Here is a 12032-nt window from a genome sequence, read left to right as displayed (position 1 = left end):
GGGAGGGTCAACCCTTCAGCAGCTTCGCCGCCGCCACCGAGAAGTAGCTGAGCACCCCGCTCGCCCCGGCGCGCTTGAAGCCCATCAGGCTCTCCAGCATCGTCCGGTCATGGTCCAGCCAGCCATTCTGCACCGCGGCCATGATCATCGCGTATTCGCCGCTGACCTGGTAGGCGAAGGTGGGCACGCCGAAGCGGTCCTTCACCCGGCGGATGATGTCCAGGTAGGGCATGCCCGGCTTCACCATCACGGTGTCGGCGCCCTCGGCGAGGTCCATCGCCACCTCGCGCAGCGCCTCGTCCGAATTGGCCGGGTCCATCTGGTAGGTCTTCTTGTCGCCGCGCAGCGCGCGGCTGTTGCCCAGCGCATCGCGGAACGGGCCGTAGAAGGCGGAGGCGTATTTGGCGGCATAGGACATGATGCGGGTGTCGATGAACCCCTGCGCATCCAGCGCCTGGCGGATGGCGCCGATGCGGCCATCCATCATGTCGGAGGGCGCGATGACGTCGATGCCGGCTTCCGCCTGGTTCAGCGCCTGGCGCACCAGCACCGCCACCGTGTCGTCATTGTGGATGTACTCGCCGGTGCGGGTCTCGCGGAAGACGCCGTCATGGCCGTGGTCGGTATAGGGGTCGAGCGCCACGTCGCCGATCAGTCCGACTTCCGGGAAGGCGCGCTTCAATTCGCGCGCTGCGCGGCAGATGAGGTTGTTCGGGTTCAGCGCCTCGCTGCCCTCGGCATCCTTAGCCTCGGCGGGCGTCGCCGGGAAGATCGCGATGGCCGGGATGCCGAGCGTCGCCGCCTGCTCCACGTGCTTCGCCACCCGGTCCACGGTGACGCGCACCTGGCCGGGCATGGCGGCGACGGGCCGCTCCTCGTTCCTGCCCTCGATGACGAAGATCGGCCAGATCAGGTCATCGACCGAGAGGGTGTTCTCCGCCACCAGCCGCCGCGTCCAGGCATCCCGCCGGTTGCGGCGCAGGCGCACCGCGGGATAGGCGCCCTGTGCCGGCGCCTCCGCGGCGGGCTCCGCCCGCCCCATGCCCATCCTGCGATCCGCATTCATGTCCGTGCTGCCTTCAGCGCCTGGTCCAGGTCGGCGATGATATCATCGATATGCTCGATGCCGATGGAAAGCCGCACATAGCCGGGCGTCACGCCGGTGGCGGCCTGTTCCTCCACCGAAAGCTGGCTGTGCGTGGTGGTGGCGGGGTGGATCGCCAGGGACCGCGCATCGCCGATATTGGCCACGTGGTAGAACATCTTCAGCGCGTTGATGAAGCGCGCCCCGGCCGCGGCGCCGCCGGCCAGCTCGAACCCCATCAGCGACCCGTAGCCACCCTTCAGATAGGTATCTGCCCGCCGCTTTGCCTCCCCCTGCTGCAGGCTGGGATGGATCACCTGGGTCACGCCCGGCTGCGCCGCCAGCCAGGCGGCGACGCGCAGCGCGTTGCTGCAATGCCGTTCCATCCGCAGCGGCAGCGTTTCCAGCCCCTGGAGGTGGAAGAAGGCGTTCATCGGCGTCGTCGCCGCGCCGAGGTCGCGCAGCAGGCAGGTGCGCATCCGCAGGATATAGGCGATGGGGCCGAGCGGCTTCACCGCCTGGGTCCAGACCGCGCCATGGTAGCTAGGGTCCGGTGTGTTCAGGGTGGGGAAGCGGTCGCCGCCGGCTTCCCAGTCGAAATTGCCGCCATCCACCACGACGCCGCCGATGCTGGTGCCATGGCCGCCGATGAATTTGGTGGTGGAATGCATCACCACCGCCGCGCCGTGCTGCAACGGCTTGCAGAGGATGGGCGCCGCCGTGTTGTCCATGATGAGCGGCACGCCCAGGCGCCGGCCGATCGCCGCCACCTCGCCGATCGGGAAGACTTGCAGCTTCGGGTTCGGCAGGGTTTCGGCGTAATAGGCCCGGGTCCGAGCATCCGTGGCGCGGGCGAAGCCTTCCGGATCGGCCGGATCGACGAAGCGGACCTCCACCCCCATCCCCTTCAGCGTGTTGGCGAAGAGGTTCCAGGTGCCGCCGTAAAGGTCCGTGGAGGAGACGATGTTGTCCCCGGGCTGGGTCAGGTTGAGGACGCAGAAGCTGGTCGCCGCCTGGCCGGAGGCCACCGCCAGCGCCGCCACCCCGCCCTCCAGCGCGGCGAGGCGCGTCTCCAGCGCATCCTGCGTCGGGTTCATGATGCGGGTGTAGATGTTCCCCAGCTCCTGCAGCCCGAACAGCCGCGCGGCATGGCCGGTATCCTGGAACTGGTAGCTGGTGGTCTGGTGGATCGGCACGGCGACGGAGCCGGTGCTGGGGTCCGCACGGTGGCTGCCGCCATGCAGCGCCAGGGTCTCGGGGTTGGAGCTGGTGACCATGGGGTCCTCCCTTTGCGGCGCTATCCCTGCCATGTCCAGGGCTGTGACGGAAGCGCGATGGTACTGGGATGGGTCGGGCAGCGCGTGGCAGGATGTGACCATGAACATAGCGCCGCGCCGGCCCATGGGGCTCGCCGAGTTCCTCGCCTGGGAGGAACGGCAGGAGCAGAAATGGGAATATGACGGCTTCGCCCCGGTGGCGACGGTCGGGGTGACGGTGGCGCAGGCCGTCATCCGGCGGAACCTGACGACGGCGCTGCACACCAGGCTGCGAGGCACGCCCTGCCGCTTCTACGGGCCGGAGCTGAAGGTGCAGGTGGCGGGGTCGATCCGCTACCCGGACGGCTTCGTCGCCTGCTCCCCCGCCGCGGCCAATGACCGGGTGATCCATGACCCGGTGGTGCTGTTCGAGATCCTCTCCCCCAGCACCCAGGCCATGGACCGCATCGTCAAGGCCCGGGAGTACCGCGATACCCCCTCCGCCATGCGCTATGTCATGCTGGAACAGGACCGGCCCGCCGCCACCATCCATGCCAGGGAGGGCGACCGCTGGGTGGTGAGCATCCTGGTCGCCGGGGAGACTCTGGAGCTGCCGGAGCTCGGCCTCTCCCTGCCGCTGGACGAATTGTACGAGGACGTCCCCTTCGAGGCCTCGCCCGACGAGGCTGACGCCGAGGCCTGATCCGGAGCCGTCCCCGCCTGTCGGCCCCCTCTATCGCGCCCCCCACCCGGAAGTGCTAAGGCCCCGGGCATGAGCGCCCTCACCATAGCCATCGGTGGCGACCATGCCGGCCTGCCGCTGAAGACCATCCTCCAGGCCGCCCTGGCCGAGGCCGGGCACAGCCTGCTGGATTTCGGCACCAACAGCCCGGACTCCGTGGACTACCCGGATTTCGCGCACAAGGTCGCGGAAGCGGTGGCGGCCGGCTCGGCCCGCTTCGGGGTGCTGGTCTGCGGCACCGGCATCGGCATCTCCATCGCCGCCAACCGCCATCCCGGCATCCGCGCCGCCGTGCTGCACAACACCACGGAAGCCCGGCTGACCCGCGCCCATAACGACGCCAACATCGCCTGCTTCGGCGCAAGGCTGGTGGGGACGGAGCCGGCGCTGGACGCGCTGCGCGCCTTCCTCGCCACGGAATTCGAGGGCGGCCGCCATGCCCGCCGCCTCGCCAAGCTGACGCCGCCCGCCTGACACGCCCCAGGGACCGCCAGGACCGCCCGAGATGAACGAAACCGCCGCCTACCGCATCCCCGAGCGCTTCTTCACGGCCGGCGTCGCCGAGGCCGATCCGGAGCTCGCCGCCGCCATCGGCCAGGAACTCGGCCGGCAGCAGGACGGCATCGAGCTGATCGCCAGCGAGAACATCGTCTCCCGCGCCGTGCTGGAGGCCCAGGGCTCGGTCCTGACCAACAAATACGCCGAGGGCTATCCCGGCCGCCGCTACTATGGCGGCTGCGAATTCGTGGACGTGGCGGAGACGCTCGCCATCCAGCGCGCCTGCAAGCTGTTCGGCTGCGGCTTCGCCAATGTCCAGCCGCATAGCGGCGCCCAGGCCAACCAGGCGGTGTTCCTGGCGCTGCTCCAGCCGGGCGATGCCTTCATGGGCCTCGACCTCGCCGCCGGCGGCCACCTGACCCATGGCTCGCTCGCCAACCTCTCCGGCAAATGGTTCAGGCCGGTGCCCTATACCGTGCGGCGGGAGGACCAGCGCATCGACATGGCGGAGGTCCGCCGCATCGCGCTGGAAGCGAAGCCGAAGCTCATCATCGCCGGCGGCAGCGCCTATGCCCGCCACTGGGACTTTTCCGAGTTTCGCGCCATCGCCGACGAGGTGGGCGCCTACTTCATGGTGGACATGGCGCATTTCGCCGGCCTCGTCGCCGGCGGGGCACATCCGTCCCCCTTCCCGCATGCGCACATCGCCACCACCACCACGCACAAGACGCTGCGCGGCCCGCGCGGGGGCATGATCCTCACCAATGACGAGGCACTCGCAAAAAAGCTCAACAGCGCCGTCTTCCCCGGCCTGCAGGGCGGGCCGCTGATGCATGTGATTGCCGCCAAGGCGGTCGCCTTCGGGGAGGCGCTGAAGCCGGAATTCCGCGCCTATTCCCGCGCCGTCGTCGCCAATGCCGCGGCGCTGGCGGCGGAGCTGAAGGCGCAAGGGCTCGACCTCGTCACCGGCGGCACGGACAACCACCTGCTGCTGGTGGACCTCCGCCCGAAGAAGCTCACCGGCAAGGCGGCGGAGGGCGCGCTGAACCGCGCCCACCTGACCTGCAACAAGAACGCCATCCCCTTCGATCCGGAGAAGCCGATGGTCACCTCCGGCGTCCGGCTGGGCAGCCCGGCCGCCACCACCCGCGGCTTCGGCGAGGCTGAGTTCCGCGAGGTCGGCAAGCTGATCGGCGAGGTGCTGGACGGCCTGGCCGCGGCCAATGCGCCGGAGGGCAATACCGCGGTGGAGGCGAAGGTGAAGGCCAAGGTCCTCGCCCTCTGCCAGCGCTTCCCGGTCTACTGATCGCTGCCTTCCCCCTGGCGGGGGAGGGCTGCGACAGGGGTGCGTTCGCCGGCGGGGGCATTTCGCCCGTCGGCCCCTCAAGGCTTGGTATTTCCCCAATCTCCGTCCCGCCATAGATTGTGGCAGAGACGGAGACCCGACCCCATGCGTTGCCCGTTCTGCGGCCGCGACGATACCCAGGTGAAGGACAGCCGCCCGGCCGAGGAAGGCGCGGCCATCCGCCGCCGCCGTTCCTGCCCCGGCTGCGGCGCGCGCTTCACCACCTTCGAGCGGGTGCAGCTTCGCGAGATCACCGTGGTCAAGACCGATGGCCGCCGGGTGCCCTTCGACCGGGAGAAGCTCGCCCGTTCCATCCGCGTGGCGCTGCGCAAGCGCCCGGTGGAGGAGGACCGCATCGAGCGCATCGTCAACGGCATCCAGCGCAAGCTGGAGACCGAGGCGGAGAGCGAGGTCACCTCCCGCCAGATCGGCGAGATCGTCATGGACACGCTGAAGGGGGTGGATGAGGTGGCCTATGTCCGCTTCGCCAGCGTCTACCGCAATTTCGCCGAGGCGAGGGATTTCCGCGAATTCCTCGGGGCGCTGAAGTCGGAGTGAACTGGGGTCGGACGGTCGGCCGCCAGCCCCAAGGGCTCTCCAAGGGCCTTTCGGCCCTGGCGGGTGAGGTTTGGGGACGCGGCACTGCCGCAACCAGAGCCCTCCCTCAATGCTCTTCCAGCAGCTTCCCGAATCCGGAGATGCGGTCCGCGATCCCCCGGCCGCGCAGCGCGTGCCACCAGGTGGCGGCGTTGATGGCGATGACCGGCTTGCCCAGGAAGAGCTCCGCCGCCGCCGCCAGCCGGACCATGGAAAGGTTCGTCCCCACCTGGACGATGGCATCCACATCGTCCCCGTCCAGCGCCTTGAGCACCGGCACCAGCGCCGCCGGCGTCACCCGCGCGATAGCGGTCCAGGAGCGGCATTGCAGCGCCCGTTCCCGCACCACGCTGAAGCCCATATCGGTGAAGTAGCGCGCCACCTCCGCATTCATCACCGGCCAGTAGGGCGACAGGAACGCGATCCGCTTCACCCCGCCATAGGCGCGCAGCGCCGCGGTGCAGGCATGGGAGCCGATGGTGACGCCGATGCCGCTCGCCTCCTCCACCTGGCGGATGAAACGGTCCGCCCCGGCGGCGCCGTCGAAGAAGGTGACGGCGCTCATGCCCATGATCAGGTGGTCCGGCTCGCAGGTCATCACGCTGCGCACCGCCTCCAGCGTGTTGTCGCCGATCAGCGCGACGCCGCTGCGGAAGCTCTCATTGCTGATCGCCTTGGCGTTGGGCGTGAAGATCCGGCTGTACTGCGCGGTGATTCCGGGCGGCCGCAGAATCTCGAAATCCGGCTGCACCACCGTGTTGGTGGAAGGGCCCATCACGCCGAACACCGCCCGCCAGCCCAGCACATCCGGCATCCCGGCCTCCCCCTGCCTGCGCCGCGTCAGCCTGCCATGCGGCGCGGCGTTGCGGAACCGGACCCGCCGGCGTAACGGAGTCGCAAAGGGACTCTCGCCATGCGCCTGCCGATCCTCGCCGCCGCGCTTTGCCTGCCGGCACTCGCCGCCCACGCCCAGTGGCAGCGCGGCGAGCAGCCGGATGCCGCCGGCCGGCCGCAGCGTTTCATCGCCACCGCCGCCACGGCCTTCGTCACCGAACAGGGCAACACGATCCAGGCGCGGGCGCAGCTCCGCGTGCTGGCCGACATGGTGGTGCTGGCCAATGGCGACGGGCATATCTGCGCCGACCCCAAGCGGCCGGTGCAGGTGAAGCTGCAGGCGGATGACGGGCCGCTGCTGACCGTGAGCGCGGCGGCGGTGCTGCCGGGCGGGCGCAGCCTCCAATTGGACCGGCGGGCGGAAGCGGCGGTGCTGGCGGCAAGGGCCAGCCTGGTGGTCGAGACGCTGGATAGCTGCTGGGCCAAATCCGAGATGCGGTTCGACGCGACGGGGCTGCCGGAGACGATCGGGCACGCCCGGCCGCGTTGAGGGGAAGCTCTGCTCCCCTCCTTGGACGCCGTGCGTCCAACCCCCCACGCCAAGGGCCGATAGGCCTTTGGAAACCTTGAATTTAGCCGGGGGTCGCCAAAGGCACTTCAGCCGCCCGTTCCAGCGCTCGCGCGCCACGGAAGACCAGATCATCCCGATACAGCGCCGCCGCGACCTGCACGGCGCGGGGCATGCCGTGCTCGTCCAGTGCCACGGGGACGCTGATGGCAGGCTGGCGGGTGAGGTTGAAGGCGAAGGTCCAGGGCGCCCAGTCGCGCCACAGCGCCTCGGTGGGGCGGATCGTCGGCTGGTCGGCGGCGAAGGCGGCCGTCGGGGTGCAGGCGGTCAGCACCAGATCGTAGCGCTGGTGGAAGCGGGCCATGGCGTGCGCCGCCTCGATGCGCAGCGCCTCGGCGCCGAGGAAATCGATGGCGCTCATCCCGCCCTCCTGCGCTGCCACCTCGGCGAGGCCGGCATCCAGCAGCGGGCGCTTGTCCTCGGGCGTGGTCGCCACCAGCCGGGCCAGGGCGACGCCCCAGACGCGGCCGAAAATGGCGCGGGTATCCGGCAGCGCCGGATCCGCCTCCTCCACGATGGCGCCCTGTTCCTCCAGCAGCTTGGCGGCGCCCAGCAGCACCGCCTCGCCCTCCGCGTCCAGTGGTGGGTCGAAGCCCAGGCGGCGGACCAGCGCCACCCGCATGCCGGCGACGCCATCCTCGATGCCGGCGCGCCAGTCCCGCGGCTCGTCCGGCAGGCAGAAGGGGTCGCGGAGGTCGTGCCTGGCCATGGCGGAGAACATCAGCGCCGCGTCCCGCACCGTGCGCGTCATCGGCCCGGCGCAGGCGACATTGGCGAAGGCGCCGAGCGGCCACTGCGGAATCCGGCCGAAGCTCGGCTTCAGCCCCACCAGCCCGCAGAAGGCCGCCGGGATGCGGACGGAGCCGCCGGCATCCGTGCCGATATGCAGCGGCCCGAAGCAGGCCGCCCCCGCGGCGCCGGCGCCGGAGGAGGAGCCGCCCACCGTCCGCTGCCGGTTCCAGGGGTTGCGGGTGATGCCGTGCAGCGGGCAGTCGCCCGGCGATTTCCAGCCGAATTCCGTGGTGGTGGTCTTGCCCAGGATGACGGCGCCGGCCTGTTTCAGCCCCATCACCGCCGGCGCGTCCTCGGTGGCCGGGGTGGTGGGGGTGGTCTTGCTGCCGCGGCGCGTCGGGAAGCCGGCCAGGTTCAGCAGGTCCTTCACCGTGCTCGGCACGCCGTCCAGCAGCCCCATGGGGCGGCCGGCCATCCAGCGCGCCTCGCTCTCCCCGGCCTCCCGCAGGGCGTGCGGGTTCATGGCGGCGAAGGCGTTGACCCAGGGGTTGTAGAGGGCGACGCGCTGCAGCACGGCCTGCAGCACCTCCACCGGGGACAGGGCGCGGCGGGCATAGAGGCCGAGCAGGGTCTCGGCGGACATCAGGGCGGGGTCGGTCGGAATGGTCATCAGGGCGCCTTGCGATCAGACGGCCAGACTGCGCCGAAGGGGCGGGTGGGGGAAGGGAAGGCGCCGCGGCTTTCAGACAAAAGCCCCGCTGCGCTGCCCGCGGCCGGCCTGCCGGCTTCGGGCGGGTGACGCCTTCCGTCCGGCCTGGACGTCCCGGCGGGGAATGGTGCGGGCCGGGCAGGCGGTCCGAGCGCAGGCGACAATGAGAACCATATAGGAACATTTGCCCAGGCGCAAGGCTGCGGCAAGGGCCAGGCCCGCCAGGAGCCAGGATGGCTCAAAGCCAGCGCATCGCCGCCACGTCGGAATCCCCGGGCTGGCTGTTGAAGGCCAACCTGGCTCGGGGGGCCCGCTCATGCAGGACATTCATCAGCCGCTCGAACTGCAGGGCCATGGGCGGGAGGGTGCGCAGGCCGGCCCCGACCACGATGACGTCGTAGCTCGCCCCGGCGAGCGCTGCCGAAACCTGCGCCTCGACCGTCTCGGCATCCTTGGTCAGCAGCAGGGCTGCGGCATGGCCCGCGGCCTCGAGGCGCGCCAGGGACCCGTTCAACCCGTCCATGATCCTGGCCGCGGACATGTTCTTCGGCGCGTCCGGTGCGTCGAAGTCGATCTCGGCTGGATCTTCGCCGATGATGAGGATGGATTTTCCCATGCCGGTTGCTCCTGCTGGCCCGTCACCGCCCAACGCCGGAGCACGCGGAGGGTGGCCCGGGCGGCTGCGGCCCGGGCGGGCCGTGCCTGTGCCCTTGCTTTCCGGCCGGCCTTGGCCCCATGCATCCCCGCATGACGCCCGACCTGCACCTGCACAACAGCCTCACCCGCACGAAGGAACGCTTCGTGCCGATCGACCCTGCCCATGTGCGGATGTATGTCTGCGGCCCCACCGTCTATGACCTGGCGCATATCGGCAATGCCCGCCCGGTCATCGTCTTCGACGTGCTCGCCCGGCTGCTGCGGCGGCTCTACCCGCGCCTCACCTATGTCCGGAACATCACGGATGTGGATGACAAGATCAATGCGCGGGCGGCCGAGAGCGGCGAGCCCATTGCCGCCATCACCGCCCGCACCACGGCGGATTTCCACCGCGACATGGCGGCGCTGAACGCCCTGCCGCCGGATGCGGAGCCGCGCGCGACGCAATCCATCGCGCCGATGATCGCCCTTATCGAGAAGCTGATCGCCCGCGGCCATGCCTATGTGGCGGAGGGGCATGTGCTGTTCTCCGTCCCCTCCTTCGGCGAGTACGGCGCGCTGTCCGGCCGCAGCCCGGAGGAGATGCTGGCCGGCGCCCGCATCGATGTCGCGCCCTACAAGCGGGATGCCGGGGATTTCGTGCTGTGGAAGCCCTCGCCCCCCGGCGTGCCCGCCTGGGACAGCCCCTGGGGCAAGGGCCGGCCCGGCTGGCATATCGAGTGCTCCGCCATGTCCTGGCAGGCGCTGGGGGAAGTCTTCGACATCCATGGCGGCGGGCACGACCTGATGTTCCCGCACCACGAGAATGAGCTGGCGCAAAGCCGCTGCGCCTTCGGCACCCCGCGCATGGCCAGCATCTGGCTGCATAACGGCATGCTGCGGGTCGAGGGCGAGAAGATGTCGAAGTCGCTCGGCAATTTCATCGTGCTGCGGGAGCTGCTCTCGCGCGGCGCCTGGGCCGGGGAGGCGCTGCGCGTCGCCATGCTGCGCACCCATTACCGCGCCGATCTCGACTTCACCTGGGCCGGGCTGGAGGAGGCGAAGGCCGAGCTGGACGACCATTACAGCATGTTGTCCCGCGCCGTGCCGCCGCCGGAGCAGCCGGCGCTGCAGGCGGAGATGGCCGACTGGGCACTGGCGCCACTGCTGGACGACATCAACACGCCGCTCGCGCTGACGCGGCTGCGCGACCTGCGCACGCTGGAAAACGTGGCGAGCGTCGGCGGCAGCGCGACGGCGGTGCTGGGGCGGATCGGGCGGGGCTGGCCGGTGGTGCCGGGGCTGGCGGCTGCGGCGTTCCGCGAGGCGGCGGGGGTGCTCGGCCTCTGCGCCGCCGATCCGGTGGCCTGGCTGAAGGGTGGCGAGGACACCGCCTGGGTGGACCAGGCCATCGCCGACCGGCTGGCCGCCCGCAAGGCGCGGAACTTCGCTGAAGCCGACCGCATTCGCGACGAGCTGAAGGCCAAGGGCATCCTGCTGGAGGATGGGCCGCAGGGCACGACCTGGCGGCGGGCCTAGCCATGGCCTCGTGCGGGCCGGGGTGCTTGCTGCCTGCTTTCGCCTCTCCTGCGGCATGTTCGGGCTTGGGCCCTGCATCCGCGGGCCGCTGCCGCGCCGCGTTCGATGGCCGGGTGAAGCCCGGCCAAGACGGGGCGGGACGAGACGCCTCGTCCGGGGCGTCGGGCGGCGCGGCATGAGCGGTGCGCCGCTACCCTCCAACGAGGATTGGATCGATGCCCTCAAGCGCATCGCCCTGACCGATGCCAAGCGGGCCTGGTTCCAGGCGCATCTCGCCGCGCCGGGCTGCGTGGCCGGGGAGGCGGCGCTGGCGGCAGCGGCGGGGCAGGGGATCGCCGCCTACCGGGCGCTGGCAGTGGAGCTGGCGGCGGCGCTGGATCGCGACGCGCCCACAGACCCGCTCGCGCTGCTGGCCGAGCCCGTGGAAGGCGGCTGGAAGCTGCGCCCGGCGCTGGCCTTCGCCCTCGGCGCCCACCGCATCCTGCCCGAGGCCTGGACCCGCGGCGGCAAGCCCGCCGCCGACCTTGCGCCGCCACCGGGGGAAAGCCCGATCATCGTGCTCGTCCGGCCGCAACTCGCGGAGAATATCGGCACGGTCGCCAGGGCCATGGCGAATGGCGGGCTGTTCCATCTGCGGCTGGTGGCGCCGCGCGATGGCTGGCCGCAGGACCGGGCGTGGCGCACCGCCTCCGGCGCCGATGCCATCCTGGAGGCGGCGCAGGTGTTTCCGGACGTGCCGAGCGCCGTCGCCGATTGCCACCGCGTCTTCGCCACCTGCCCGCGGCCGCGCCACATCGTCGTGCCGCTGCGCACCGCCCGCGCCGCGGCGGAGGATCTGCGGGAGATCAACGGCCGCGCGCTGCGCGCCGCCGTGCTGTTCGGGCCGGAGCGGGCGGGGCTGGAGAATGACGATGTCGCCTGCGCCGACACGCTGGTGCGCTACCCGCTGAACCCGGCGCATATGTCGCTGAACCTGGCCCAGGCGGTGATGATCCTGGCCTATGAGTGGTGGACCGCCGCCGAGCCCACCCCGCCGCGCCAGCTCCAGACCCATGCGACGAAGGTGGCGACCAAGGGCCAGCTCGAGGGCTTCCTCGAAAGGCTGATGAGCGAGCTGGATGCCAGCGGCTTCCTGGAACCCGAGCACAAGCGCCCCGGCATGGTACGGAACCTGCGCCACTGGTTCGAGCGGGGCGAGGTGACGGAACAGGAGCTGCGCACCCTGCACGGGGTGGTGACGGAGCTGTCCCGCGGCCGGATGCGGCGCGGCCGGCCGGACCCGGAGTAGGCCGCCCTGGGCAGGAGCGCTGCCCCATGGACGCGAGCTCAGGCATGGCAAATAAAGCCAAGAAATAGATCGGGGGCTTTGCCCCCGAACCCCCACCGGGGAGGGGACCCCTCCCCGGACCCCGGTGTAGGTTTTGGACCCGAC

12 protein-coding genes are annotated in these 12032 nt (G+C 70.7%); 7 read left to right on the top strand and 5 right to left on the bottom strand.

From position 1 onward, the window contains the following. Positions 1-7: 7 nt before the first annotated feature. Both hemB and E5N76_RS02250 read right to left on the bottom strand, forming a co-directional pair. Positions 8-1042: a porphobilinogen synthase gene (hemB, locus tag E5N76_RS02255; RefSeq protein ID WP_149535734.1), complete on the bottom strand. Its 1035-nt coding sequence runs from the start codon at positions 1040-1042 to the stop codon at positions 8-10. 20 nt (positions 1043-1062) lie between these two features. Further along, positions 1063-2361, bottom strand: coding sequence for an O-acetylhomoserine aminocarboxypropyltransferase/cysteine synthase family protein (locus E5N76_RS02250; RefSeq protein WP_149535667.1), 1299 nt, complete (start codon positions 2359-2361; stop codon positions 1063-1065). 100 nt (positions 2362-2461) lie between these two features. On the opposite strand from E5N76_RS02250, the gene E5N76_RS02245 reads away from it, so the two are divergent. The 4 genes from E5N76_RS02245 to nrdR all read left to right on the top strand — a co-directional run bounded on the left by E5N76_RS02245 (position 2462) and on the right by nrdR (position 5483). After that, entirely contained in the window at positions 2462-3043 is a 582-nt protein-coding gene (locus E5N76_RS02245) for a Uma2 family endonuclease (RefSeq protein ID WP_149535666.1), read from the top strand. Between the two features lie 69 nt (positions 3044-3112). Next, on the top strand, positions 3113-3556 hold the full coding sequence (gene rpiB, locus E5N76_RS02240) for a ribose 5-phosphate isomerase B (protein WP_149535665.1): 444 nt from the start codon (positions 3113-3115) through the stop codon (positions 3554-3556). 31 nt (positions 3557-3587) lie between these two features. Then, positions 3588-4886, top strand: a complete 1299-nt coding sequence (glyA, locus tag E5N76_RS02235) for a serine hydroxymethyltransferase (protein ID WP_149535664.1) — start codon at positions 3588-3590, stop codon at positions 4884-4886. A gap of 144 nt (positions 4887-5030) precedes the next feature. Further along, complete coding sequence (gene nrdR, locus E5N76_RS02230) at positions 5031-5483, top strand: transcriptional regulator NrdR (RefSeq protein WP_149535663.1); 453 nt, start codon at positions 5031-5033, stop codon at positions 5481-5483. A gap of 106 nt (positions 5484-5589) precedes the next feature. On the opposite strand, the gene E5N76_RS02225 is transcribed toward nrdR, so the two are convergent. Beyond that, positions 5590-6336, bottom strand: coding sequence for a maleate cis-trans isomerase family protein (locus E5N76_RS02225; protein ID WP_149535662.1), 747 nt, complete (start codon positions 6334-6336; stop codon positions 5590-5592). A 99-nt stretch (positions 6337-6435) separates the two neighbouring features. Here E5N76_RS02225 and E5N76_RS02220 point away from each other — a divergent pair, with 99 nt between their 5' ends. Next, positions 6436-6906 (top strand): hypothetical protein, encoded by a 471-nt coding sequence (locus E5N76_RS02220; RefSeq protein ID WP_149535661.1) that lies wholly within the window; start codon positions 6436-6438, stop codon positions 6904-6906. Between the two features lie 82 nt (positions 6907-6988). Here E5N76_RS02220 and E5N76_RS02215 read toward each other — a convergent pair whose 3' ends face one another. After that, on the bottom strand, positions 6989-8386 hold the full coding sequence (locus E5N76_RS02215; protein WP_149535660.1) for an amidase: 1398 nt from the start codon (positions 8384-8386) through the stop codon (positions 6989-6991). A 277-nt stretch (positions 8387-8663) separates the two neighbouring features. After that, positions 8664-9041: a hypothetical protein gene (locus tag E5N76_RS02210; protein WP_149535659.1), complete on the bottom strand. Its 378-nt coding sequence runs from the start codon at positions 9039-9041 to the stop codon at positions 8664-8666. A gap of 131 nt (positions 9042-9172) precedes the next feature. Here E5N76_RS02210 and cysS point away from each other — a divergent pair, with 131 nt between their 5' ends. Together cysS and E5N76_RS02200 are read left to right on the top strand one after the other, a co-directional pair. After that, the gene (cysS, locus tag E5N76_RS02205; RefSeq protein WP_149535733.1) at positions 9173-10600 is read left to right on the top strand and encodes a cysteine--tRNA ligase; all 1428 of its coding nucleotides are present in this window, start codon (positions 9173-9175) and stop codon (positions 10598-10600) included. A 481-nt stretch (positions 10601-11081) separates the two neighbouring features. After that, the gene (locus E5N76_RS02200; protein WP_149535732.1) at positions 11082-11888 is read left to right on the top strand and encodes an RNA methyltransferase; all 807 of its coding nucleotides are present in this window, start codon (positions 11082-11084) and stop codon (positions 11886-11888) included. The last annotated feature ends 144 nt before the right edge of the window (positions 11889-12032 follow it).

The organism is Siccirubricoccus phaeus (assembly GCF_008360935.1).
Lineage (GTDB): Bacteria > Pseudomonadota > Alphaproteobacteria > Acetobacterales > Acetobacteraceae > Siccirubricoccus > Siccirubricoccus phaeus.
The sequence above is the reverse complement of the archived record's forward strand: the minus strand, read 5'-3'. Positions and strand labels throughout refer to the sequence as shown.

What these genes read in the sequence shown, in the direction of transcription:
- E5N76_RS02245 (WP_149535666.1), top strand. Translation starts at nt 2,462, where the DNA reads ATGAACATAGCGCCGCGCCGGCCCATGGGGCTCGCCGAGTTCCTCGCC.
- nrdR (WP_149535663.1), top strand. Translation starts at nt 5,031, where the DNA reads ATGCGTTGCCCGTTCTGCGGCCGCGACGATACCCAGGTGAAGGACAGC.
- rpiB (WP_149535665.1), top strand. Translation starts at nt 3,113, where the DNA reads ATGAGCGCCCTCACCATAGCCATCGGTGGCGACCATGCCGGCCTGCCG.
- cysS (WP_149535733.1), top strand. Translation starts at nt 9,173, where the DNA reads ATGACGCCCGACCTGCACCTGCACAACAGCCTCACCCGCACGAAGGAA.
- E5N76_RS02210 (WP_149535659.1), bottom strand. Translation starts at nt 9,041, where the DNA reads ATGGGAAAATCCATCCTCATCATCGGCGAAGATCCAGCCGAGATCGAC.
- glyA (WP_149535664.1), top strand. Translation starts at nt 3,588, where the DNA reads ATGAACGAAACCGCCGCCTACCGCATCCCCGAGCGCTTCTTCACGGCC.
- hemB (WP_149535734.1), bottom strand. Translation starts at nt 1,042, where the DNA reads ATGGGGCGGGCGGAGCCCGCCGCGGAGGCGCCGGCACAGGGCGCCTAT.
- E5N76_RS02220 (WP_149535661.1), top strand. Translation starts at nt 6,436, where the DNA reads ATGCGCCTGCCGATCCTCGCCGCCGCGCTTTGCCTGCCGGCACTCGCC.
- E5N76_RS02225 (WP_149535662.1), bottom strand. Translation starts at nt 6,336, where the DNA reads ATGCCGGATGTGCTGGGCTGGCGGGCGGTGTTCGGCGTGATGGGCCCT.
- E5N76_RS02215 (WP_149535660.1), bottom strand. Translation starts at nt 8,386, where the DNA reads ATGACCATTCCGACCGACCCCGCCCTGATGTCCGCCGAGACCCTGCTC.
- E5N76_RS02250 (WP_149535667.1), bottom strand. Translation starts at nt 2,361, where the DNA reads ATGGTCACCAGCTCCAACCCCGAGACCCTGGCGCTGCATGGCGGCAGC.